Here is a 23,361-nt window from a genome sequence, read left to right as displayed (position 1 = left end):
CCGGCTACCCCGCGTGCGCGACGTCTCATGATTATGCCGTGACACCGCGACACGAACACCCCCGCGAAGGCACGGATCGGACCCGTCTGGCTCCGGTTCTGGCCGCGGCCACCGCCGAGCTCGCGGCGGCCGGCGTCTCCTCCCCACGGGTCGACGCGGAGCTGCTGGTCGCGCACGTGCTGGGGGTGCCCCGCGGGCGCCTGCTGCTGATCGACTCGATCCGGGCGGTGGAGGTGGACCGGTTCCGGGAGCTGGTCGCCGATCGGGCCCGCCGGATCCCGTTGCAGCATCTGCTCGGCACGGCCGCGTTCCGGTACGTGGAGCTGGCCGTCGGGGACGGCGTCTTCGTGCCGCGCCCGGAGACCGAGCTGCTGGCCGGCTGGGGGGTGGCCCGGACCGACCCGGGCGCCGTGGTGGTCGACCTGTGCAGCGGCAGCGGCGCCATCGCGGTGGCGATCGCCGACGAGACGAAGGCCGGCCGGGTGATCGCCGTGGAACGGTCACCGGCCGCGCTGACCTGGCTGCGCCGCAACACCGCCGCCCACCCGGTGATCGAGGTGGTGGCCGGGGACGTCACCGACCCGGGGCTGCTGTCCGAGCTGCACGGTGCGGTGGACGTGCTGCTGTGCAACCCGCCGTACGTGCCGGACGGCACCCCGGTCCCGCCGGAGGTCGAAGGTCACGACCCGGCCGAGGCGGTGTTCGGCGGCGGCGACGGGCTGACCGTGATCCGGCCGGTGATCGAGCTGGCCGCGGTCCTGCTCAAACCGGGCGGCTCGGTCGGGATCGAGCACGACGACGTGCACGGTGCGGCGGTGCCCGCGCTGCTGCGCGCCGACGGCCGTTTCACCGAGGTGGCCGCGCACGACGATCTCACCGAGCGTCCCCGCTACGCGACCGCACGCCGCCGGTGGGAGACCGCCTAGCCGCATGGCAGACTGCATCCCGTGATGCTCTACGACTGTTCCACCGTCACGGACCGGGACCGTGGCATCGCCGCCGCGGTCGAGGCGGCCAAGAGCGGCGAGCTCGTGGTGATCCCCACCGACACGGTCTACGGCGTGGGCGCCGACGCGTTCGCCCCGCACGCCGTCAACCAGCTGCACCACGCCCGCGGCTCGGACCGCCGGGTGCCGCCGCCGGTGCTGGTCGGCTCGCGGCACACCCTGGACGGCCTGGTGTATTCGCTGCCCCGCGCGGCCCGGGAGCTGGCCGACGCGTTCTGGCCCGGCGCGCTCACCATCATCGTGGAGCACTCGCCCAGCCTCACCTGGGACCTCGGCGACACCGGCGGCCAGGTGGCGGTGCGGATGCCGCTGCACCCGGTGGCGCTGGAGGTGCTGCGGGAGGTCGGCCCGATGGCGGTCACCGCGGGCAACAAGATCGGCTCGCCCGCGCCGCTGACCGCCGAGGAGGCCCGCGACCAGCTGGAGTATACGGTTCGCGTCTACCTGGAGGCCGGCCCGGCCGCCGACCCGGCGCCGAGCACGATCGTCGACGTCACCGGCGATCTGCCCCGGGTGCTGCGGGCCGGCGCCATCCCGCTCGAGAAGCTGCGTGACGTGGTTCCGGACATCATCGATGGGCAGGCCTGATTTGCCTCCGTTCACCGTTCTGCACGTCTGCATGGGCAACATCTGCCGCTCCCCGATGGCCGAGCGCCTGCTGGCCCGGGCGGTCCGGGACCGGGCCGGCGACGCCGACGGCGACACGCTGATCCGCAGCGTGAGCGCCGGCACCGGCGGCTGGCACGAGGGCGAGGAGATGAACCCGCCGGCCGCCCGGCTGGTCCGCGCCCGCCGCGGCACCGACGAGGACTTCCAGGCCCGCAAGCTGCGCGGCGACTTCATCGACGACGCCGACCTGATCCTCACGGCCACCGCCGACCAGTACGACTACGTGGTGGCGCTGCGTCCCGAGGCGGCCGACCGCACCTTCGTACTGGGCGAGTTCGGCCGTCTGCTCGGCGCGGTCGACGCCGGAGGGCTGCCGCCGGCCGAGGCGAAGCCGGAGGCGGTGCACGCCCGCGGTGTGGCGATCGTCGAGCAGGTGGCGACGCTGCGCGGACCGGACGCGCCGCAGCCCGCCGACGACCTGGACGACCCGTGGGGCCGTGGCGACCAGACCTTCCAGCGGGTGGCCGACGAGATCGAGGACACCACCATGCCGCTCGCCGCGTTGCTGCTCCCGTGAGCGTCGTGGTCGCGCCCGACGCCGAGGGACTGCGCCGGGCCGTCGAGATCCTGCGCGCCGACTCGGTGGTGGCCTTCCCCACCGAGACCGTGTACGGGCTCGGCGCCCACGCCTTCTCCGAGCGGGCGGTCGCCGAGATCTACCGGCTGAAGAACCGTCCCACCTGGAACCCGCTGATCGTGCACGTCGCCGACGTGGCGGCGGCCCGCGAGCTGACCGACGAGTGGTCCGGGCGGGCGGACGAGCTGGCCGCCCGGTTCTGGCCGGGTCCGCTGACCCTGGTCGTGCGGCGGGCCGCGCGCCTGCCCGGCATCGGCGCCGCGAACGACACCGTCGCCGTGCGGGTCCCGGCCCACCCGGTCGCCCTCGACCTGCTGCGCGCCTCCGGCCTGCCGCTGGCCGCGCCCAGCGCGAACCGGTCCGAGGGCATCTCACCGACCACCGCCGGTCACGTGGTCCGCAGCCTGCCGGACGTTCCGCTGGTCCTCGACGGCGGCACCTGCTCGTGGGGCATCGAGTCGACGGTCCTGGACGTGACCGGCGACGTGCCGCGACTGCTCCGGCCGGGCGCTCTCGGCCTGCGGATGCTGCGGGACGCCTGCGGGACGATCGCCCTGCCCGAGTCGGAGACCGCGGACGGCGTGGCGCGCCCCTCGCCGGGCATGAGCCGGCGGCACTACGCGCCGCGCGCCCGGGCCATCCTGTGCAAGGACGTCCGGGACGTCGACCGGTCCGGCCTGGCCGAGCCGATCGCCACCCTGGTGTACGAGGGGAGCGACGGCACCGAGGTCCTCTCCGCCGACCCGCGCGAGTACGCCGCCGACCTGTACGCCGCCCTGCACCGCCTGGACGACGCCGGAGTCGCGACGATCCTGGTGCAGGAGCCGCCGCAGACCGAGGACTGGCTGGCCGTACGCGATCGCCTGAGCCGCGCGGCGGCATAGCACCGCCTAGCGGGTCTCCGCGGTCCGGGTGATGTTGCGGGCCATGCCGTTGAAGACGATGCCGTGGAAGGGCAGCACCGACGCCCAGTAGAGGTGCCCGGCCAGCCCGCGCGGCAGGAAGACGGCCCGCTGCCGGTAGACGCTCCGGCCGTCCTCGCCGCGGGACACCCGCATCTCCAGCCAGGCCCGCCCCGGCACCCGCATCTCGGCGCGCAGGCGCAGCAGCGAGCCGGGCTCGATCTCCTCGACCCGCCACCAGTCCAGGGCCTCGCCGACCCGGAGCCGGTGCCGGTCGCGCCGGCCGCGCCGCAGCCCGACGCCGCCGGCCAGCCGGTCCAGCCAGCCGCGCACCGACCAGGCCAGCGGGAACGAGTACCAGCCGTTCTCGCCGCCGACGCCCTCGATGACCCGCCACAGCCGTTCCGGCGGCGCGTCCACCGGGCGGGACCGCTCGTCGACGTAGACGGTGCCGCCGGACCACTCCGGGTCGGTGGGCAGCGGCTCGGCGGCGGCGTCCCGGCCGGCGGCGCTGGACCAGCGGGTCTCCACGTCGGCGTCGCGGATCTTGCCGAGGGCCCGGCGCACCGCCTCGTCGAAGCCCATCGGTTCGGGGCCCGGCAGCAGGGCGGCCAGGTCGTTCTCGTGGGCGACCGCCTCGTGGACGAGGCTGGCCACCAGCGGGCGGGCGATGGCGTTCGGGACCGGCGTGATCAGGCCGACCCAGTGGGCGGACAGCCATGGGCTGAGCACCCGGGTGGGCAGGATGATCCGGCGGGGGAGCCCGGCCACCCGGGCGTACCGCTGCATCATCTCGGCGTAGGTGAGCACGTCGGCGCCGCCGATGTCGAAGCCGCGGCTGACCTCCGGCGGGAGGGCCGCCGCGCCGATCAGGTAGCGCAGCACGTCCCGTACCGCGATGGGCTGGATCCGGTTGCTCACCCACCGGGGCGTGACCATCGCCGGCAGCCGTTCGGTGAGATGGCGCAGCATCTCGAAGGACGCCGACCCGGAGCCGATGATCACCGGCGCCCGCAGCACCACGGTCGGCACGCCGCTGTCCAGCAGGATGCGGGCCACCTCGGCCCGGGAGCGCAGGTGAGCGGAAGCTCGCTTATGGGCGGGCGGCTCCGGGCCGCCGAGATAGACGATCCGGCGTACGCCCGCCGCGCGCGCCGCCGCCGCGAAGTTGCCGGCCGCCTCCCGGTCGAGCCGCTCGAAGTCCCGCCGCCCGAGCGAGTGGACCAGGAAGTAGGCCACGTCGACCCCCTCGAACGCGGCCGGCAGGGTGGCCGGGTCGGACAGGTCGGCCTCGGCGATCCGCACCCGGCCGGCCCACGGGACGTCCCGCAGACGGGCGGCGCTGCGGGCGAGGCAGCGGACGTCGTACCCGGCGTCGAGCAGCCGGGGTGCGAGCCGGCCGCCGATGTATCCGGTGGCTCCGGTGACCAAGCACAACATGACTGCAGAGTGTGCCCACGAAGCGACCCTCCGAAGCAATATGCTCGGGACGGGCAGGCTCCTCGAGCTCGGGAGGCCAGGGTGAGCACCTTCTGGGGGCCGGACTTCGCGGCGCTGGAGCGCGAGGATCCGGAGATCGCCGACGTGCTCGTCGACGAGGTGGCCCGCCAGCGGGACACGCTCCAGCTGATCGCGAGCGAGAGCTTCACGTCACCGGCGGTGCTCGCGGCGCTCGGCTCCACCCTCGCCAACAAGTACGCCGAGGGCTATCCCGGGCAGCGCTACTACGGCGGCTGCGGCCAGGTGGACCGGGCCGAGCGGCTCGCCGTGGAGCGGGCCCTGGACCTGTTCGTGGCCGAGCACGCCAACGTCCAGCCGCACTCCGGGACGTCGGCGAACCTGGCGGCCTACGCGGCGCTGGCCGAGCCGGGTGACGTGGTCCTGGCCATGGGGCTGCCGCACGGTGGGCATCTCACCCACGGCAGCAAGGCCAGCTTCTCCGGCAAGTGGTTCCATCCGATCGCGTACCGGGTGGCGCCGGAGACCGAGGAGATCGACTACGACGAGGTCCGCGACCTGGCCCTGGCGCACCGGCCCAAGCTGATCATCTGTGGCGCCACCAGCTACCCCCGCCTGATCGACTTCGCCCTGTTCCGGGAGATCGCCGACCAGGTGGGCGCGTACCTGATGGTCGACGCGGCACACTTCATCGGCCTGGTGGCCGGGCGGGCGCTACCGTCGCCGGTGCCGTTCGCCGACGTGGTCACCGGCACCACCCACAAGGCGCTGCGTGGTCCCCGCGGCGGCATGATCCTGTGCCGGGCCGAGCTGGCCCAGCGGATCGACAAGGCGGTCTTCCCGTTCGCGCAGGGCGGCCCGATGATGCACGCCGTCGCGGCCAAGGCGGTCGCCTTCCGGGAGGCGGGCACACCCGACTTCCGGGGATACGCGAACCAGACCGTCCGCAACGCGCGGGCGCTGTGCGCCGGGCTCGCCGCCGAGGGGATGCGCCCGGTCACCGGCGGCACCGACAACCACCTGGCCGTGCTGGACCTGCGCGAGCTGGGCGTGACCGGCCGGGACGCCGAGGCGCGTTGCGCCCGTGCCGGCATCGCGCTCAACAAGAACCCGGTGCCGTACGACCCGGAGCGTCCCGCCGTGGCCTCCGGTGTCCGGGTCGGGACGCCGAGCGTCACCTCGCAGGGGATGCGGGAGGGTGAGATGCGGCGGATCGCCAGTCTGATCGGCCGGGCCGTGACCGCCGACCCGGACACCGCGGCCGGCGCGGCGGCGCTGCGTGACGTGGCGCTCGAGGTCGGGGAAATCGTCGGCGCTTTCCCGCCCTATCCGCTCGACGCCGAATTGCTGGCGAATTCCCGGTAAGAATTCCGGAACGGTCCCCTGAACGGGCGTTTTGGGGCGCATAGGTGACGTGGGTGGTAGCGTGGCGCCGCCCATCGAGCCGGAATGCGGTGAGCGGGCGCCGAGGGAGGTCGTGGTGAATCAGGTGGCGGCGGATCCGCGGTGGCGGGTGGAGCACCTGCCGTTCCTGTCGGCGGTCTCGGCGGCGCTGATGCTCTGCGCGGCCTCCGCCGGTTTCCTGTACGGCGGACCGGAGGCCGCCCTGGGTGCGGCCGCCGGGGTTCTGGTCGTGACCGTCAGCTACAGCATGTCCACGCTGGTGATCGCGTGGGCGGACACGGTGCGGCCGGCTTTGCTGATGCCCCTCGGGCTCCTCACCTATGTGGTGAAATACACCTTGTTAGGGGTAATCCTGGCATTCGGGGTGACGTCCGATTGGCCGGGACGTCTCCCCCTCGGATACGGGATCGTCGCCGGGGTCGTGGTCTGGACCGGCGTGCAGGCCTGGTGGATGTACCGGCGGACCTCGCGAAAGTGATCTAGGGCACCGCAAAGGCCCAGGTCAGGGCCGTGGGAAACGGTCAAGCCGCCACGATCCGGTGACCTCCTGGCACGTGCCGTGTTCCGATTTGGCGCGACAGGAGTACCGTGTCCAGTCAGTTGCGAGACCCCTGACGCCTGGACAACTGCGGTTGTGCGGGGGGTCCCGCTTAGCTTCGTGTTTCCTGCTGATATCGTTCGGGCCGTCATGACCGGCCAGAAACCTCCCCACGAATCACGCGGTGACAACGGTTCGGACCCACCCCCCGACACGGGTATGGGCATGACCGCGGTCTCCTATCTCATCGCGGGCATTCTCGTGTGGGGCGGGATCGGTTGGCTGGTCGACCACTACGCCGGAACCGAGGGCATCTTCGCCGGCATCGGCGCGGTTCTCGGCGTCGCCGGTGGTGTGTACCTCATCGTGCGCCGTCTCGGCGCCTGACAGGAAAGGGCTACGGTGACCGGTCAGTCGATCGTCCTCGCAGCGGATGTACCGTTCCCGCCGAGCGTCGAGGACTTCTACCTGCCCAGCATCCTGCCGTGGGGCGCTCACGACAATTACTGGTTCACCAAGATCACTCTGCTGGTCTGGGTCACGGTCGCCCTGCTGATCGTGTTCTTCCTGGCGGCGTACCGGAAGCCGCAGCTGGTCCCGACGAAGAGGCAGTGGATCGCGGAGAGCGTCTACGGCTTCGTACGGAACAACGTGGCGGTCGACATGATCGGCCCGGCCGGCGTCCGCTTCGCGCCGTACCTCACGACGCTGTTCATGTTCATCCTGCTGAACAACTTCTGGGGCATCGTGCCGTTCGTGCAGATGTCGCCGAACTCGCACATCGCCTTCCCGGCGGTTCTCGCGGTGATCAGCTATGTGATGTTCATCTATGTCGGCATCCGGCACCACGGCTTCTTCAAGTACTTCAAGCACGCCTTGATCCCGCCGGCGCCGTGGTTCATCCTCCCGCTGCTGATCCCGATCGAGCTGTTCTCGAACTTCATCGTCCGGCCGTTCTCGCTGGCCGTCCGTCTGTTCGCCAACATGTTCGCCGGTCACATGCTGCTGCTCGTCTTCACGCTCGGCGGCTTCGCGATGATCAGCGCGAACGCCTGGCTGGCGCCCGTCTCGGTCCTGTCCTGGGCACTCACCATCGCGCTGACCATGCTCGAGTTCCTGGTGATCTGCCTCCAGGCCTACGTCTTCACGGTGCTGACCGCGAGCTACGTCCAGGGCGCGCTCGCCGACGAGCACTGAGCAAGTACCGAACGAGTAACACCCCGTTGTCGTCCCGCGTGACAGTCACGCGAGATACCAGGAGGAATTAGCAATGGACCTTGTCGCCGCCGTTGAGGGCAGCACCGCCGCCATCGGTTACGGTCTCGCTGCGATCGGCCCCGGCATCGGTGTTGGTCTGGTCTTCTCGGCTTACATCCAGGCGACCGCCCGTCAGCCCGAGTCGTCCCGTCTGACCCTGCCGTACGTCTGGATCGGCTTCGCCGTCATCGAGGCCCTGGCCCTGCTGGGCATCGCGTTCGGCTTCATCTGGGCCGGCAACGTCTGATCTTCGACCTCGACTAGGAGGTTTCCATGATCGAAGTGATTCTGGCCGAGGGTGCCGAGCACAGCCCGATCATCCCTGTCTGGCAGGAGATGGTCGTCGGCACCGTCGCTTTCGCGGTGCTCTGCTTCGTGCTCATGAAGTTCGTCTTCCCGCAGATGGAGAAGACGTTCAAGGCTCGCGTCGACGCGATCGAGGGCGGCATCAAGCGTGCCGAGACCGCGCAGGCCGAGGCGAACCAGCTGCTCGAGCAGTACAAGGCGCAGCTCGCCGAGGCGCGGACCGAGGCCGCTCGCATCCGCGACGAGGCCCGGGCCGACGCCGAGGGCATCCGGCAGGACGTGCTGGCCAAGGCTCGCGAGGAGTCGGACCGCATCATCGCGGCCGGCAACGAGCAGCTGACCGCCCAGCGCGAGGCCATCGTCCGGGAGCTCCGGTCCGAGGTCGGCACGCTCGCGGTCGACCTGGCCAGCAAGATCGTCGGTGAGGCTCTCGCCGACGAGGCGCGCACCCGTGGCACCGTCGAGCGGTTCATCGCCGACCTCGACACGGCGGGACAGCGCTGATGGCGTCGAGCGTAAGCCGCGAGGCCTACGGCGAGGCGTCGGACCAGCTCGCCGCGAACACGGCGGCGGCCACGGCCCCGCAGCTGGCGACGGTCGCCGACGAGATCCTGTCGGTGGCCGGCCTGCTGCGGGCCCAGCCCCGGCTGCGCCGGGCGCTGACCGACCCGTCCCGGCCCGGTTCCGACCGTGCCGGCCTGCTGCGCTCGCTGCTCGCCGGCAAGGTGTCGGAGACCACGGTGAACGCGGTGGCCGCCCTGGTGGCCGGCCGCTTCTCCCGTCCGTCCGAGCTCCTCGACGCCGCCGAGCGGCTGGGCGTGGACGCCCTGCTCGCCTCGGCGGACCGCGAGGGCAAGCTGGCCGACGTCGAGGACGAGCTGTTCCGGTTCGGCCAGATCGTGTCGGGTGACTCGCAGCTGGCCGTCACTCTTAGTGACGCCGGTGCGCCGGTCGAGCCGCGGGTTAAGCTGGTGCAGGACTTGCTCAAGGGCAAGGTGCACGGTGTCACCGGCCGCCTGGCCGAGGTGGCGCTGACCGGCTTCGGTGGTCGTGGCTTCCAGGCCTCGCTGACCCGGCTCGTCGAGGTGACCGCCGCGAAGCGGGACCGCGAGGTGGCGTATGTGACGGTCGCCAAGCCGCTCACCGACGCCGACGAGCAGTCCCTGGCCGCGAAGTTGTCCGCCCTCTACGGCCGTGAGGTCTCGCTGAAGGTGGACGTGGACCCGTCGGTTCTCGGTGGTGTCAGCGTCCGGGTCGGTTCCGACCTCTACGACGGCACGGTCCTGCGCAAGCTGAACCAGGCCAAGCAGGCGTTCGCTAAATAGTCCTTTCCCCTCGATTCCCATCGAGAAGCCCCCTCGGCGGCGGTGACGTCCCGAGCTAGACAGAGAAGGCAGAGGATGGCCGAGCTGACCATCTCCTCGGACGAGATCCGGGGGGCGCTAGAGCGCTACGTCTCGTCCGCCACGTCGTCCGATCTCACGCGTGAAGAGGTCGGCATCGTCTCCGACGCCGGCGACGGCATCGCGCACGTCGAGGGTCTGCCCTCGACGATGGCGAACGAACTGCTGGAGTTCGCGGACGGCACGCTGGGCGTCGCCCTGAACCTCGACGTCCGCGAGATCGGCGCCGTGATCCTGGGTGACTACGCGAACATCGAGGAGGGCCAGCCGGTCAAGCGCACCGGCCGTGTCCTCTCGGTCCCGGTGGGCGACGCCTTCCTGGGCCGCGTGGTCGACGCCCTGGGCAACCCGATCGACGGCCTCGGCGAGATCGCCAACGAAGGCTTCCGTGAGCTGGAGCTGCAGGCGCCGAACGTGATGGCGCGGCAGCCGGTGAAGCAGCCGCTGCAGACCGGCATCAAGGCGATCGACGCCATGACGCCGATCGGCCGTGGCCAGCGCCAGCTGATCATCGGCGACCGTAAGACCGGTAAGACCACGGTCGCGATCGACACGATCATCAACCAGAAGGCGAACTGGGACTCCGGCGACCCGGAGAAGCAGGTCCGCTGCATCTACGTGGCGATCGGCCAGAAGGCCTCCACCATCGCCAGCATCCGGGGCACCCTGGAGGCGCAGGGCGCGCTGCAGTACACGACCATCGTCGCCGCGCCCGCGTCCGACCCGGCCGGCTTCAAGTACATCGCCCCGTACACCGGCTCCTCCATCGGCCAGCACTGGATGTACAACGGCAAGCACGTCCTGATCGTCTTCGACGACCTGACGAAGCAGGCCGAGGCGTACCGTGCCGTGTCGCTGCTGCTGCGCCGCCCGCCGGGCCGTGAGGCGTACCCGGGTGACGTCTTCTACCTGCACTCCCGGCTGCTGGAGCGCTGCGCCAAGCTCTCCAACGAGCTGGGTGGCGGCTCGATGACCGGTCTGCCGATCATCGAGACCAAGGCCAACGACATCTCGGCCTACATCCCGACCAACGTGATCTCGATCACCGACGGCCAGATCTTCCTCGAGACGGACCTGTTCGCCTCGGGTGTGCGCCCGGCCATCAACGTCGGTACCTCGGTCTCCCGCGTCGGTGGTTCCGCCCAGGTCAAGGCGATGCGCTCGGTCTCCGGCCGGCTGCGTCTCGACCTGGCCCAGTTCCGTGAGCTGGAGGCCTTCTCGGCCTTCGCCTCCGACCTGGACCGCGCCTCGCGTGCTCAGCTCGAGAAGGGCGTCCGCCTGGTCGAGCTGCTCAAGCAGCCGCAGTACTCGCCGTACTCGACGGTCGACCAGGTCATCTCGATCTGGTCCGGCACCACCGGGCAGCTCGACGACATCCCGGTTGCTGACGTGCGCCGCTTCGAGCAGGAGTTCCTGCAGTGGTTCAAGCAGCACAACAGCGAGGTCTACACCGCGATCGAGTCGACCAACCTGCTGAGCGACGACAACATCGAGAGCCTGAAGGCCGGTGTCGTCGAGTTCAAGAAGGTCTTCCAGAGCGGCTCGACCGAGAGCGGTAGCTAGTCATGGCCGGTCAGGTACAGGCGCTGCGGCGGCGTATCCGAACCGTCAAGTCGACCAAGAAGATCGCCAAGGCTCAGGAGCTGGTCGCCACCAGCCGGATCGCCAAGGCGCAGGAGCGGGTGAACGCCTCCCGGCCGTACGCGGAGGCGATCACCAAGGTCCTGGGCGCCCTGGCGACCAACGCTTCGGTCGACAACCCCCTGCTGGTCGCGCGTGAGCGCGTCCAGCGGGCGGGTGTCCTGCTGATCACCAGTGACCGGGGCCTGGCCGGCGCCTACAACGCCAACGCCATCCGCACCGCCGAGCAGCTGATCACTCAGCTGAAGGCGGAGGGCAAGGACGTGGTGCTGTACGTCGTGGGCCGCAAGGGCGTCGGGTACTACAAGTTCCGCAACCGGCCGGTGGCCGCGAGCTGGACCGGCTTCTCCGAGCGCCCGTCGTTCGCCGACGCCAAGCGCATCGGCGACGCCCTGATCGAGGCGTTCGAGGCCGGTTCCGGCACGGACGGCACGTTCGGCCCGGAGAACATCGAGGGCGTCGACGAGCTGCACATCGTGAGCACCGAGTTCAAGTCTCTGATGACGCAGACCGCCAACGCGAAGCCTCTCGCGCCGGTGCAGGTCGAGCAGCAGGAGGAGAAGTCCTCCGAGCTCAAGGCGGCCTACGAATTCGAGCCGGAGGCGGACGAGCTGCTCGACGCGCTGCTGCCGAAGTACCTCAACACGCGTCTCTACGCGGCGTTGCTGGACTCGGCGGCCAGTGAGTCGGCCTCGCGCCGTCGGGCGATGAAGAGCGCGTCGGACAACGCCGACGACCTCCTCAAGCGGTACACGCGCGAGATGAACTCCGCGCGGCAGGCTGCGATCACCCAGGAAATCAGTGAGATCGTCGGCGGCGCCAACGCGCTGGCCGCGGCGGGAAGTGATGTGTGATGACTGCTGTAGCTGAGCCCACCAAGGCGGAGACCGCTGTCGGCCGCGTCGTCCGGGTCATCGGCCCGGTCGTCGACGTCGAGTTTCCCCGTGACGCCATGCCGGCCATCTTCAACGCGCTGCACGTTGAGGTCACCCTCTCCGGCGGCACGAAGAAGCTGACCATGGAGGTCGCCCAGCACCTGGGTGACAACCTGCTCCGTGCCATCTCGATGCAGCCGACCGACGGCCTCATCCGGGGCGCCGAGGTCAGCGACACCGGCGCGCCGATCTCGGTGCCGGTCGGTGACGTGACCAAGGGCCACGTGTTCAACGCCCTCGGCGAGGTGCTCAACGTCGACCCGTCGACGCTGGACGTCCAGGAGCGCTGGGCCATCCACCGCAAGCCCCCGGCGTTCGCGGACCTCGAGCCGAAGACCGAGATGCTGGAGACCGGCATCAAGGTGCTCGACCTGCTCGCGCCGTACGTGCGTGGTGGCAAGATCGGCCTGTTCGGCGGCGCGGGCGTGGGCAAGACGGTGCTCATCCAGGAGATGATCATCCGGGTTGCCCGTAACTTCGGTGGCACCTCGGTGTTCGCCGGCGTCGGCGAGCGCACCCGTGAGGGCAACGACCTCATCCTGGAGATGGAGGAGGGTGGCGTTCTCGACAAGACCGCCCTCGTCTTCGGCCAGATGGACGAGCCGCCGGGCACCCGTCTGCGGGTCGCCCTGACCGCCCTCACCATGGCGGAGTACTTCCGGGACGTCCAGAACCAGGAGGTGCTGCTCTTCATCGACAACATCTTCCGGTTCACGCAGGCCGGTTCCGAGGTCTCCACCCTGCTCGGCCGTATGCCGTCGGCCGTGGGTTACCAGCCCACCCTGGCGGACGAGATGGGTGAGCTCCAGGAGCGGATCACCTCGGTCCGGGGCAAGGCCATCACCTCGCTCCAGGCGATCTACGTGCCCGCCGACGACTACACCGACCCGGCGCCGGCCACCACGTTCGCCCACCTGGACGCGACCACCAACCTCGAGCGGTCGATCTCCGACAAGGGCATCTACCCGGCTGTGGACCCGCTGGCCTCCAGCTCGCGGATCCTCGCGCCCGAGTTCGTCGGCGCCGAGCACTACGCGGTCGCCCGCGAGGTCCAGCGGATCCTCCAGAAGTACAAGGACCTGCAGGACATCATCGCCATCCTCGGTATGGACGAGCTCTCCGAGGAGGACAAGGTCACGGTCGCCCGGGCCCGTCGTATCGAGCGGTTCCTGTCGCAGAACACCTACGCGGCGGAGCAGTTCACCGGCGTTCCCGGCTCGACGGTCCCGCTCAAGGAGACCATCGAGGCCTTCAAGAAGATCGCCGAGGGTGAGTACGACAACTACCCGGAGCAGGCCTTCTTCATGTGCGGTGGCCTCGAGGACCTCGAGAAGAACGCGCACGAGCTGATGAAGGGCTGATCCAGCCCGTACGCTGTGGGGTCGCGCCGGCACATGCCGGCGCGGCCCTTCGCGCTCTCCGGGTATCTCCGGATCCCGGCCGTCGTCAGGTGGCGCGGGTATGCTGGGCCGCGCATCCAGAGATCACCCGGCCGTGCCGGGGACGCGTGGATCGCCCGGCAGAGTTGGGATTCCCGTGGCGAAGTCTTTCCAGGGTCGGCGTGCGCCGCTGTGGGCCCGGCTCTCCGCCGGGGCCGGCTGCGTGCTGATGGTCGTGAGCGGTGGCGTGCTGGTCTCCGGGCAGGCCCTGATCGCCAGGTACACCAACGGCATCGACGCGCCCGGCACCCTGATCGGCGATCCGGCTCCCGGCGCCACCAGGAGATCGGCCGACATCGAGGGCCCGCTCGACATCCTGCTCGCCGGCATCGACCCGCGCGACGACTCGCAGGCCCCGCGCTCCGACTCGATCATCGTGGCGCACATCCCGGAGACGATGGACCAGGCGTTCCTCTTCTCCATCCCCCGGGATCTGTTCGTGCGGATCCCGGCCTTCTCCCAGACCGGCTTCAACGGGACCACCGCGAAGATCAATTCGGCGATGTCGTTCGGCAGCGACACCGGCACCGGCCGGCACGACGTGGGGCAGGGCTTCCAGCTGCTCGCCGAGACGGTCGGCGACGTCACCGGGATCCACGACTTCGACGCCGGCGCGATCATCAACTTCGGCGGCTTCAAGAAGATCGTCGAGGCCATGGGCGGCGTCACCATGACGATCGACCAGACCGTCGAGTCCGAGCACCTCCAGCCCGACGGCACGCCCCGGCCCAAGAGCGCGGCCTGCCGCAACGGTGGCTGCGACCATCCGTACACCGGTCCGCGGAAGGTCTACGAGAAGGGCACCCACCACCTCGAGGCGTGGGAGGCGCTGGACTACGTCCGCCAGCGCTACGGGCTGCCCAACGGTGACTACGACCGGCAGCGGCACCAGCAGCAGTTCATCAAGGCGATGGCCGAGCAGGCGATGAGCAAGGACGTGGTGACCGATCCCACCAAGCTGTTCAAGGTGCTGGACGCGGCCGGTGACTCGCTCACCTTCGACGGCGGCGGCCACAGCGTCGTCGACTGGGGGCTGGCCCTCCAGGGCATCGACACCGACGACATGACGCTGATCAAGCTGCCCGGTGGCGGCCTCTACTCCGGCGGGAGGTACCTCGGCGAGCAGCTGGATCCGTCCGCCGAGGAGTTCTTCCAGGCGGTCCAGGAGGACCGGATCGGCGCCTTCCTCCTTGATCATCCGGAATACGTGGCCGGCGAGAGTTGACCTGGCCACCCCGTACCACGTCGGCGTTCGCCGCCGATTAGACTTCACCCGAACTTCAATCGCAGCGTCAAAGGGAGACAGCGTGGCCAACCAGCTGCACGTCGAGGTCGTCGCCGTCGAGGAGAAGGTCTGGTCCGGCGAGGCCGAGATGCTCGTCGCGCGCACCACCGAGGGTGAGATCGGTGTGCTCCCCGGCCACTCGCCGCTGCTGGGCCTGCTGAAGGAGCCCTCCCAGGTCCGGGTCAAGCTCGCCGGTGGTGAGCAGCTGACCTACGACGTGGCCGGTGGCTTCCTCTCCATCGACGCCAACGGTGTGACGGTGCTCGCCGAGAGCGCCGTGCCCGCCACCCCCGAGTCGCACTGACACCGGCGATGCGGATTCTGGAAGCCTCCGGGATCTGCGTCGTCGCGCTGCTCGCGCTCCTCTTCGCCATCTTCTTCCGCCGCCGCCTGCTCATGGTCGGCGGCGGGACCATTCGCGTCCAGGTGCGCATCAACACGATGGTGCCCGGCCGGGGCTGGTCGCCCGGCCTCGGCCAGTTCGTCGGCGACGAGCTCCGGTTCCACCGCATGTTCAGCCTGGCGATCCGCCCCAAGCGGGTGCTCGACCGGCGGGCCCTCACCGTGGAGGATCGGCGCGTGCCGGCCGGCCCGGAGCGCCTGACCATGCCGGCGCACTGGGTGGTCCTGCGCTGCCGGACACCGGAGGCCGACGTGGAGATCGCCATGGCGGAGACCACGGTGACCGGTTTCCTGTCCTGGCTCGAGGCGGGCCCGCCCCGCGATCCGGGCAGCCTCCGCGGCCGCACGGTCTTCGGCCCCCGCCCGATGGAGAGCTGAGCCCCCACCGCGGCCGGCACATCGCATAGCTTCAACCCATGCGGATCCGAATCGTCGACGCCTTCACCGACCGTCCCTTCACCGGCGCGCCCGCCGGGGTGCTGCTGCTGCCCGAAGGGCCCTTCCCGTCCGATGAGTGGTTGCTCCGGATCGCCGCCGAGGTCAACCACGCCGAGACAGCCTTCGCGCACCCGCTGCCGCCCGGGTCGGACGCCGACTGGGCGCTGCGCTGGTTCACCCCGGCCGTCGAGGTCGACCTGTGCGGGCACGCCACCCTGGCGATCAGCCACGTGATCGACCCGGCCACCCCGATCCGTTACCGGACCCGCAGCGGCATCCTCACCGCCGTACGGACTCCGGACGGTCTGATCACCCTCGACTTCCCGACCGCCCCGCTCGCGGAACGCCCGATCGACCCGGAGCTCGCCACCGCCCTCGGCGCCGAGATCGTCTCGGTGCACCACACCGGGCCCAACACGGACGATCTGCTGGTCCAGGTCGCCGACGAGAAGACCGTCCGGGCGGTGGCCCCCGACCTGGGGGCGGTGGCCCGGCTGAGCCGTCGCGGCGTCATCGTCACGGCCGCGTCCGGCGAACCGGGCCACGACTTCGTGTCCCGCTTCTTCGCCCCGGCCGTCGGCGTCGACGAGGACCCGGTCACCGGCAGCGCGCACACCGCCCTGGCCCCGTTCTGGGCGGCCCGCCTCGGCCGCACCGAGCTGACCGGCTACCAGGCCTCCCGGCGCGGCGGCACGGTGCGGGTCGCCCTGCGCGGCGACCGCACCCTGCTCAGCGGCCACGCGGTGACCACCATCGACGGCACCCTTCAGGCCGGGGAGCCCGTCACCGGGCGTTGACGCCGCCGGGGACCCACTTGACGTCGCCGGACGGGTTCGCCACCCGGCTGAGGATGAAGAGCAGGTCGGAGAGGCGGTTCAGGTATTTCAGCGGCAGGTCCGAGGTGCGGTCGGGCTCCTGCTCGTAGAGGGCCCAGGCGGTACGTTCGGCGCGGCGGGCCACCGTCCGCGCGACGTGCAGCAGAGCCGCCCCCGGCGTGCCGCCCGGGAGGATGAAACTGTCCAGCGGGGCGAGGCGCTCGTTGAACTCGTCGCACCACCCCTCCAGGCGTGTCACGTACGCCTCGGTGATCCGCAGTGGAGGGTACGGCGGATTCTCGGCCACCGGGTTGCCCAGGTCGGCGCCCAGGTCGAAGAGGTCGTTCTGGATCGCGGACAGCACCGCTCGTACGTCCTCGGGCAGCTCACCGAGCGCAAGCGCCACGCCCACCGCGGCATTGCACTCGTCGGCGTCCGCGTAGGCGGCGATCCGTGGCGCGGTCTTCGGCGCGAGCTCGTTGTTGACCAGCCGGGTCTGTCCGGCGTCGCCGGCCCGGGTGTAGATGCGGGTGAGATGCACAGCCATGGCCCCACCCTACGAGGCGCGGTTGGGCTACGGCTCCTACGATTGCCCGCGTGGATGTGATCAGGGTGAAGGGTGGGGCTCGCCTCGCCGGAGACGTCATGGTGGGCGGCGCGAAGAACTCGGCGCTCAAACTGATGGCGGTCGCGCTGCTGGCCGAGGGGCGCAGCGTGGTGGCGAACGTTCCCCGGATCACCGACATAGCGATCATGGCCGAGGTGCTCCGCCGGCTCGGCTGCGACGTCACGCTGGACGGCACCGAGGCGGTCATCGACGTGCCCGCCGAGCCGGGCAGCGAGGCCGACTACGACCTGGTCCGGCGGCTGCGCGCGTCGATCTGCGTGCTCGGCCCGCTGCTGGCCCGCCGGGGTTATGTGCGGGTCGCCCTGCCCGGCGGCGACATGATCGGGTCCCGTGGCCTGGACATGCACGTCTCCGGCCTGGCCCGGATGGGCGCGGAGATCTCCGGCGAGCACGGCTTCGTGATCGCGTCGGCGCCCGGCGGCCTGCGCGGCGCCAAGATCTGGCTGGACTTCCCGAGCGTCGGCGCCACCGAGAACATCCTGATGGCCGCGGTTCTGGCCAAGGGCGTCACCGAGATCGACAACGCGGCCCGGGAGCCGGAGATCGTCGACATCTGCGAGATGCTCAACGCGATGGGCGCCCGGATCGAGGGCGCCGGCACGTCCACGCTGGTGATCGAGGGCGTGCCGGGTCCGCTGAAGCCGGTCCGGCACACCACGGTCGGCGACCGGATCGTCGGCGGCACGTGGGCGTACGCGGCGGTGATGACCCGTGGCGACGTGACCGTGCAGGGGGTGCGGCCGGAGTTCCTGGACATCGCGCTGGACAAGCTGGCTACCGCGGGCGCGACCATCGAGCCGGGGGAGAACAGCTTCCGCGTGCGGACCAGTGAGCGGCCGCGCGGCGTCGACATCGTGACGCTGCCCTACCCGGGGTTCGCGACCGACCTGCTGCCGATGGCGCTGGGCCTGGCCTCGGTGGCCGAGGGCTCCTCGCTGATCACCGAGAACATCTTCGACGGCCGGTTCATGTTCGTGAACGAGATGGTGCGGTTGGGGGCGGACATCCGTACCGACGGGCACCACGCCGTCGTCAACGGCCGCGACCGGCTCTCCGGGGCGCCGGTCCGCGCCACCGACATCCGGGCCGGGGCGGGGCTGGTCATCGCCGGGCTCTGCGCGGACGGGGTGACCGAGGTGGGCGAGGTGCACCACATCGACCGTGGCTATCCGGACTTCGTGGCCGACCTGGCCCGGCTGGGCGTCGAGGTGGAGCGTACCGACGTGCCGGAGCCGACCTTCGACTTCTAGACCGAGCCGACCAGCCGGCGGGCCTCCTCCACCTCTTCGCAGAAGACGAGGATGCTCACCCGCCCGTCGCGCCGGATCGCCGTGGTGGCACGGATGCCGGCATCGGCCAGCAGCCGCCGGATCTCGTCGGCCACCTCCGGGTGTTCGGTCACGGCGGCCGGGAAGAGCAGGCCGTAGTCGTCCCGCTCGCCGAAGATCGCCAGGCCGTCCGCGTACCCCTCCCGGCCCGGTCCTCCGGGGGAGCCGGTGGGCTGCAGGCCCATACGCCAGAACACCGCGCCGAGGAAGCCGACCAGTCCGAAGGCGATCAACGGTCCGATGAGGTACCAGCCATCGCTCGTGGCCATACACACAGTCTGGCATCGCGATTCCCGGTATTCCGGGATTCGCCCTGATCGGAGGCGGTGCTGAACCTGCGTTAAGCTGTCGGCGCCTCGGCGCTAACGAAGGAGTGAGCATGGCGGGTCGTCTAGCGGTCATCGGTTCCGGATTGATGGGTTCCGGCATCGCCCAGGTCTCGGCGCAGGCCGGGTGGCAGGTCACCATGCGGGATGTCGACGACGCCTCGCTCAACCGCGGCATGTCCGCGATCCGGGACTCGCTGAGCCGGTTCGCGGCCAAGGGCAAGATCGCCGAGGCGGACGTGGAGGCCACCCTCGCCCGGATCACGCCCACCACCGATCTGGACGCGGCCGCCGACGCCGACGTCGTGGTCGAGGCCATCTACGAGAAGATCGAGGCCAAGCACGAGGTCTTCAAGGCCCTCGACAAGATCTGCAAGGCCGGCGCGATCCTCGGCACCAACACCTCGGCCATCCCGATCACCCAGATCGCCACCGTCACCAGCCGGCCGGAATCGGTCGTCGGCATCCATTTCTTCTCGCCGGTCCCGATGATGCGGCTGGTCGAGCTGGTTCGCGGCTACCAGACCTCGGACGAGACCCTCGCGGCCGCGCGGGCCTACGCCGAGGAGGTCGGCAAGACCTGCGTCGAGGTCAAGCGCGACGTCGCCGGCTTCGTCTCCAACCGGCTCTTCTCGGCGATCCTCGTCGAGGCGATCAAGCTGGTCGAGTCGGGCGTCGTCTCCGCGGCCGACCTGGACACCGTCATGAAGCTCGGTTTCGGTCACGCGATGGGCCCGCTCGCCACCGTCGACCTCACCGGTCTCGACGTCATGCTGAACGCGGCGAGCAACATCTACCGCGACACCGCCGACGAGAAGTTCTTCCCGCCGGAGCTGCTCCAGCGCATGGTCCAGGCCGGCGACCTGGGCCGCAAAACCGGCAAGGGTTTCTACTCCTACTGAGCTGGCTGATCATGTGCCGGGTCCCGCTGAGCGGGGCCCGGCACGCTCGCGTTCGTCCTCAAACCATTTCCGGTACGCCCACACCTCCCACAACCGCAGGTGGACCGAACCCCGCCTCCGGCGGCTACCGCGGCCGGCCGCCTGCCACTCCAGGCCGCACCCCGCCGCCGGCCGGGCGGGCCGCCCCCAGCCAGCGGTGCAGCGGTCACCTGAGCTGAACGGCGGTGCACTGAGCACTCCCGCAAAACGCCGCCGGTGTCGAGGCAGCTGATTTGCCGACGCCAGCGGGGTTTGCTGGCGGCGGGAAATCACCTGCCTCGACACCGGTTACAAGGCGTTTTGCCGCGGAGCGAAGCGGAGCCATTAAGCTCTGCTAGCGAAGGCCAGGGAGAGGGCCGTGGCGGCGACCATGCCGCCCAGCAGGGTGAGGCCGATGCCGCCGATGTCGAGGCGGGCGTGCAGGCGGCTGTGTGCCGTGTAGGCGACCAGCGGGACACCCGCGGACGGCGCCACCAGGAAGGTGAGCCAGCCGAGGCCACGGATCACCGGGCCACCCCACATGACCGTGTCGCCGAAGGTGACCAGACCGGCCGCGATCAGGCCGGTGAGGGCGGCGACGAGCCCGCCGGCCAGCGGGAGCAGCGGAAGCACCCAGCGGGGCAGGGTGCCGTTGCCGGCGGGGCGGATCGTGACGTCGATGCGGTCGGCCGCCCGGGACAGCAGGACCCGCGGGGACTGGCGGCCGGGCGCGACCACGTCCTCGCCGGGTTCCGGGCGGCGTTGCAAGGCGATCCGGGGCATGGCCTCGACCGGAGCGGGTTCGGGGAGTTCGCCGAGGGCGCGGACCCGCAGGCCGCCGGCGCGGCGGAGTTGTTCCCAGAGGCGGCCGGCTTCCCGGTCGACGTCGAGGACCTGTGCGGCGGCGGCGCCGGCCCAGCGGTCGGCGGCCAGGGCGTCGCTCTCGGCGCGGGCGAGTTCGCCGGCGGCCCGGGCGGCGCTGTCCTGGTAGGCCTGTTCGGCTTCGGCCACCTCGGCGTCGCGGCGGCGGGTCACGTCGGCGAGCGCGCTCACCATGAGCTGGTAGTCCCGGCCGAGCGGCTGGCGGTCACGTGTGGTCACTGTTCACCTCGTACGGGATGATCACCTCGGGCGTGCGGTGCACCGAGCGGTCGAAGAAGAGGGCCCGGCGGGGGCGTGGGTACCAGGCCGGGCCGCCCGGCTGCGGGTGGAGCGCCGCGAGTTCGGAGCCGTGGACGTCGAGCGCCACCCACGCGCCGATCGGGTCGAACCGGCCGGCCAGGTCGTCCCGGAGCCGGCCGGCGCCCCGCCACCAGCCGAGCACGTGGATCCGCTGTTCGGGGCCGTCGGTGAGCAGCGTGCGCAGGGCCGGCCGGTGCGGTGGCCCGGCCGCGTCCAGCCCGTAGCCGATCACGTAGCGGGGCACGTCGGAGGCGGGTGGGCCGAAGTGGACGTCCGAGGAGTCGTACCAGTCGGCGGCCGGCAGTTCGGCGACCAGCCGGGCGGCGGCCCGCTCGGCGGCCGGTTCCAGGCAGACGATGCTGAAGTGGGCCGGCCCCTGGGCGGCCAGCGACAGCGCGGCGGCCGCCAGGACGTCGCAGGCCTCGTCCGTCCGGGTGCCGAGGACCGCCAGGTTGCGGCCGGGCATCCGGCCCAGGCGCAGCCGTGCCGGGCGGGCGGCCACGTCGATCCGCTCGCCGAGCACCGCGCCCGGTGAGGATCCGACCGGTGCGTCGGCGGACGGCACCCGCCCGGACGGCCGGTACGCCGACGGCAGTCGCGGCACCGCGTTGCCGTCGAAGAGCCGCGGCTCCTCGCACCCGGAGGGCCGGGACCGCCACAGCCGGCGCTGGACGGCCCGCCACGCGGTCCGGTCTCCGGCGTCCGGCAGCCGCACCACCCGGTTCGCGCCGGCCAGGCCGGATTCGGGGTTCACGACGGCGTGATGGCGGGGGATGACCGACGCGGCCAGGTTGTCGTCGGCCAGGACCCGCCGCGCCTTGGGCAGGGCGATCCGCAGGGTGAACTGGGCGATCAGCCCGGGACGGCCCCACAGCACCTGGATGCCGGACACCTCCTGGCAGGCCAGGATCAGGTGGATGCCCTGTGCGGGGCCGCGCCGGGCGAGGTCCTCGAGCAGTTCGGCGGCCTCGTCGGCGAGTCCGTCGCGGCCGCCGAGGAGGGCCGGGAACTCGTCGATCACCGCGACGATCCGGGGCCAGTGCCCGTCCGGGTCGGCGCCGCGCAGCCCGGACAGCCGGTCGGTGTCGTGACGTTTGGCGGCCTGGGCCCGGCTGCGCAGTTCCTCGCCGAGGTGGCGGAGCATGGCCAGGCCGAACTCGCGGTCGCCGGACACGTTCACCCCGGCGAGCCGGACCTGCGGGAGCCAGCTCGGGTCGCGGGCGCCGGGAACGTACCGGGCGAAGGATTCGCCGTCGGTGAAGTCGAGCAGGTAGAGGGCCAGTTCCTCAGGGCCGTACCGGGTGGCGAGCGAACCCAGCCAGGTGTGGATCAGGTTGGTCTTGCCGGATTCGGCCGGGCCGCCGATCAGGGCGTGCGGCGGGTCGTCGCCGAGCGGCACCTCGACCAGACAGCTGTCGGTGCTGTCGCCGATCGGGGCGATCAGGCCGTACCGGGAGGACTCGGCCCAGGTGCGGGCCGGCTCCAGGTCGGCGAGCCGGGCCGGGGGCGGGCCCTCGCACAGCCGCTCGGCGGTCTCCCGGCAGAACGCGGCGACCCGTTCGGTGGGTGGCGGCGGGTCCAGCTGGACCTCCAGCCGGCCCAGCGAGCCGCAGGTGGCGACCCGGTCCCGGACCGCGATCCGTTCGACCGACGGATGGTCCTCCAGTTCCAGTCCGCGGACCACCAGGTGCACCCCTCGGCCCACCCCGGTACGCACGATGCGGTCCAGTTGGGCCCGTTGCGCCCGGGTCATCTCCTCGGTGGTGGCCCGGTCGGCGAGCAGGACCACGAGGCGCCAGGATTCGCGTACGGCCACCGAGCAGATGTGCTCGACCGTCTCGTCGAGCAGCGCCGTCAGCCCGCCCGGCCCGACGATCCGTGGCCCGAGCGGCGCGAACGCGCCCAGCGTGCCGCCCAGGCGCTCCGGGTCGTAGACGGTCAGCTCGACCTCGCCGGGCCGGGTGCTGCCGAGGGCCCGCAGCAGCAGCCCGGTGATCACCTCGTCCAGGATCGCGGGCGGCCCGCTCAGGTGCAGGTGCGCCACGTCGAGCAGCGGGACGAGGCCGGGCAGCGAGGCCGTCCCGTCGAAGCTGATGGTGCCGATCCGCAGCAGGCCGGGTGACCGGCCGGGTGGGGGCTCGCTGGGCGCCCAGAGTTTCCACGGCGCCCCGGCCGCCCCGGTGGCGCTGACCGTGGCCAGCCCGCGCAGGTGCCCGGCGAGGCGGGCGGCCTCGCCGCGGTAGCGGTCCTCGATGTCGGCGCGGGTCGCCTCCCGGGCTTCGGCGAGGCGGCTCAGGCAGGTGGCGTACGCCTCCCGGACCAGCTGTCGCCGCTGCTGCGCCTCGCCCCGGGCCGACTCGGCGGCCGCCAGGACGGCACGGGCGGTGCCCCGCGCCTCGGCGAGCTCCTGCCGGATCGCGGCGACCAGCGCGTTGCGGTGGCTACCCACGCGTTACCCCGGCGTCCATGGTGGGCGATTTTAGCCATCTTTACGGCATTTA

Annotated in this window: 25 protein-coding genes; 20 read left to right on the top strand and 5 right to left on the bottom strand. The window is 71.3% G+C overall.

Annotation, left to right across the window (positions count from 1 at the left end):
• The first annotated feature begins 38 nt into the window (after window positions 1–38).
• Genes prmC through J5X75_RS45840 form a run of 4 tightly spaced genes read left to right on the top strand, consistent with a single transcriptional unit; the run spans window position 39 to window position 3,137 of the window.
• On the top strand, window positions 39–926 hold the full coding sequence (gene prmC / locus J5X75_RS02460) for a peptide chain release factor N(5)-glutamine methyltransferase (RefSeq protein WP_208465523.1): 888 nt from the start codon (window positions 39–41) through the stop codon (window positions 924–926).
• 24 nt (window positions 927–950) lie between these two features.
• Window positions 951–1,595 carry an L-threonylcarbamoyladenylate synthase gene (locus tag J5X75_RS02455; protein WP_208465696.1) on the top strand — a complete coding sequence of 215 codons (645 nt, stop codon included), beginning with the start codon at window positions 951–953 and terminating at the stop codon, window positions 1,593–1,595.
• A gap of 1 nt (window position 1,596) precedes the next feature.
• A complete protein-coding gene (locus J5X75_RS02450) occupies window positions 1,597–2,193 on the top strand; it encodes an arsenate reductase/protein-tyrosine-phosphatase family protein (RefSeq protein WP_208465521.1) in 597 nt (198 codons plus the stop codon).
• Entirely contained in the window at window positions 2,190–3,137 is a 948-nt protein-coding gene (locus J5X75_RS45840; RefSeq protein ID WP_208465520.1) for an L-threonylcarbamoyladenylate synthase, read from the top strand. The genes J5X75_RS02450 and J5X75_RS45840 overlap by 4 nt, the downstream gene beginning before the upstream one ends.
• 6 nt (window positions 3,138–3,143) lie before the next feature.
• Here the strand turns inward: J5X75_RS45840 and J5X75_RS02440 are convergent, their stop codons facing one another.
• Window positions 3,144–4,595: an SDR family oxidoreductase gene (locus J5X75_RS02440; RefSeq protein WP_208465519.1), complete on the bottom strand. Its 1,452-nt coding sequence runs from the start codon at window positions 4,593–4,595 to the stop codon at window positions 3,144–3,146.
• A gap of 81 nt (window positions 4,596–4,676) precedes the next feature.
• Here J5X75_RS02440 and glyA point away from each other — a divergent pair, with 81 nt between their 5' ends.
• From glyA to J5X75_RS02370, 14 genes are all read left to right on the top strand, one after another.
• Entirely contained in the window at window positions 4,677–5,978 is a 1,302-nt protein-coding gene (gene glyA, locus J5X75_RS02435; protein ID WP_208465518.1) for a serine hydroxymethyltransferase, read from the top strand.
• Between the two features lie 115 nt (window positions 5,979–6,093).
• Window positions 6,094–6,495 carry a hypothetical protein gene (locus tag J5X75_RS02430; protein ID WP_372450828.1) on the top strand — a complete coding sequence of 134 codons (402 nt, stop codon included), beginning with the start codon at window positions 6,094–6,096 and terminating at the stop codon, window positions 6,493–6,495.
• Between the two features lie 210 nt (window positions 6,496–6,705).
• Window positions 6,706–6,942 (top strand): AtpZ/AtpI family protein, encoded by a 237-nt coding sequence (locus J5X75_RS02425; RefSeq protein WP_208465517.1) that lies wholly within the window; start codon window positions 6,706–6,708, stop codon window positions 6,940–6,942.
• A 15-nt stretch (window positions 6,943–6,957) separates the two neighbouring features.
• Window positions 6,958–7,752 carry a F0F1 ATP synthase subunit A gene (gene atpB / locus J5X75_RS02420; protein WP_208465516.1) on the top strand — a complete coding sequence of 265 codons (795 nt, stop codon included), beginning with the start codon at window positions 6,958–6,960 and terminating at the stop codon, window positions 7,750–7,752.
• A 73-nt stretch (window positions 7,753–7,825) separates the two neighbouring features.
• Window positions 7,826–8,059, top strand: a complete 234-nt coding sequence (locus J5X75_RS02415) for an ATP synthase F0 subunit C (RefSeq protein ID WP_208465514.1) — start codon at window positions 7,826–7,828, stop codon at window positions 8,057–8,059.
• 29 nt (window positions 8,060–8,088) lie between these two features.
• Window positions 8,089–8,622: a F0F1 ATP synthase subunit B gene (locus tag J5X75_RS02410; protein ID WP_208465693.1), complete on the top strand. Its 534-nt coding sequence runs from the start codon at window positions 8,089–8,091 to the stop codon at window positions 8,620–8,622.
• Window positions 8,622–9,443 (top strand): F0F1 ATP synthase subunit delta, encoded by an 822-nt coding sequence (locus J5X75_RS02405; protein ID WP_208465513.1) that lies wholly within the window; start codon window positions 8,622–8,624, stop codon window positions 9,441–9,443. The genes J5X75_RS02410 and J5X75_RS02405 overlap by 1 nt, the downstream gene beginning before the upstream one ends.
• A gap of 75 nt (window positions 9,444–9,518) precedes the next feature.
• A complete protein-coding gene (gene atpA, locus J5X75_RS02400; protein WP_208465512.1) occupies window positions 9,519–11,084 on the top strand; it encodes a F0F1 ATP synthase subunit alpha in 1,566 nt (521 codons plus the stop codon).
• A 2-nt stretch (window positions 11,085–11,086) separates the two neighbouring features.
• Complete coding sequence (locus J5X75_RS02395) at window positions 11,087–12,016, top strand: F0F1 ATP synthase subunit gamma (protein WP_208465511.1); 930 nt, start codon at window positions 11,087–11,089, stop codon at window positions 12,014–12,016.
• Window positions 12,016–13,458 carry a F0F1 ATP synthase subunit beta gene (gene atpD / locus J5X75_RS02390; protein ID WP_238487119.1) on the top strand — a complete coding sequence of 481 codons (1,443 nt, stop codon included), beginning with the start codon at window positions 12,016–12,018 and terminating at the stop codon, window positions 13,456–13,458. The genes J5X75_RS02395 and atpD overlap by 1 nt, the downstream gene beginning before the upstream one ends.
• A 175-nt stretch (window positions 13,459–13,633) precedes the next feature.
• Window positions 13,634–14,761 carry an LCP family protein gene (locus tag J5X75_RS02385; RefSeq protein ID WP_443607007.1) on the top strand — a complete coding sequence of 376 codons (1,128 nt, stop codon included), beginning with the start codon at window positions 13,634–13,636 and terminating at the stop codon, window positions 14,759–14,761.
• A gap of 82 nt (window positions 14,762–14,843) precedes the next feature.
• On the top strand, window positions 14,844–15,125 hold the full coding sequence (locus J5X75_RS02380) for a F0F1 ATP synthase subunit epsilon (RefSeq protein ID WP_208465509.1): 282 nt from the start codon (window positions 14,844–14,846) through the stop codon (window positions 15,123–15,125).
• An 8-nt stretch (window positions 15,126–15,133) separates the two neighbouring features.
• Window positions 15,134–15,601, top strand: coding sequence for a DUF2550 domain-containing protein (locus J5X75_RS02375; RefSeq protein WP_208465508.1), 468 nt, complete (start codon window positions 15,134–15,136; stop codon window positions 15,599–15,601).
• A 38-nt stretch (window positions 15,602–15,639) separates the two neighbouring features.
• On the top strand, window positions 15,640–16,458 hold the full coding sequence (locus tag J5X75_RS02370) for a PhzF family phenazine biosynthesis protein (protein ID WP_208465507.1): 819 nt from the start codon (window positions 15,640–15,642) through the stop codon (window positions 16,456–16,458).
• Here J5X75_RS02370 and J5X75_RS02365 read toward each other — a convergent pair.
• Complete coding sequence (locus J5X75_RS02365; protein ID WP_208465505.1) at window positions 16,445–17,023, bottom strand: cob(I)yrinic acid a,c-diamide adenosyltransferase; 579 nt, start codon at window positions 17,021–17,023, stop codon at window positions 16,445–16,447. The two genes, J5X75_RS02370 and J5X75_RS02365, sit on opposite strands and share 14 nt — an antisense overlap.
• Window positions 17,024–17,064: 41 nt before the next feature.
• Here J5X75_RS02365 and murA point away from each other — a divergent pair, with 41 nt between their 5' ends.
• Window positions 17,065–18,354 (top strand): UDP-N-acetylglucosamine 1-carboxyvinyltransferase, encoded by a 1,290-nt coding sequence (murA, locus tag J5X75_RS02360; RefSeq protein WP_208465689.1) that lies wholly within the window; start codon window positions 17,065–17,067, stop codon window positions 18,352–18,354.
• Here murA and J5X75_RS02355 read toward each other — a convergent pair.
• Window positions 18,351–18,701 carry a hypothetical protein gene (locus J5X75_RS02355; RefSeq protein WP_208465503.1) on the bottom strand — a complete coding sequence of 117 codons (351 nt, stop codon included), beginning with the start codon at window positions 18,699–18,701 and terminating at the stop codon, window positions 18,351–18,353. The two genes, murA and J5X75_RS02355, sit on opposite strands and share 4 nt — an antisense overlap.
• 110 nt (window positions 18,702–18,811) lie before the next feature.
• Here J5X75_RS02355 and J5X75_RS02350 point away from each other — a divergent pair, with 110 nt between their 5' ends.
• Complete coding sequence (locus tag J5X75_RS02350) at window positions 18,812–19,660, top strand: 3-hydroxyacyl-CoA dehydrogenase family protein (protein ID WP_208465502.1); 849 nt, start codon at window positions 18,812–18,814, stop codon at window positions 19,658–19,660.
• Between the two features lie 363 nt (window positions 19,661–20,023).
• Here the strand turns inward: J5X75_RS02350 and J5X75_RS02345 are convergent, their stop codons facing one another.
• Together J5X75_RS02345 and J5X75_RS02340 are read right to left on the bottom strand one after the other, a co-directional pair.
• On the bottom strand, window positions 20,024–20,779 hold the full coding sequence (locus J5X75_RS02345) for a hypothetical protein (protein ID WP_208465501.1): 756 nt from the start codon (window positions 20,777–20,779) through the stop codon (window positions 20,024–20,026).
• The gene (locus J5X75_RS02340; protein ID WP_208465500.1) at window positions 20,766–23,309 is read right to left on the bottom strand and encodes an FtsK/SpoIIIE domain-containing protein; all 2,544 of its coding nucleotides are present in this window, start codon (window positions 23,307–23,309) and stop codon (window positions 20,766–20,768) included. Before J5X75_RS02340 ends, J5X75_RS02345 begins: the two co-directional genes overlap by 14 nt.
• Window positions 23,310–23,361: the final 52 nt, after the last annotated feature.

The organism is Actinoplanes flavus (genome assembly GCF_017592555.1).
Classification (GTDB): domain Bacteria; phylum Actinomycetota; class Actinomycetes; order Mycobacteriales; family Micromonosporaceae; genus Actinoplanes; species Actinoplanes flavus.
This window is presented reverse-complemented; position numbering and strand designations above follow the sequence as displayed.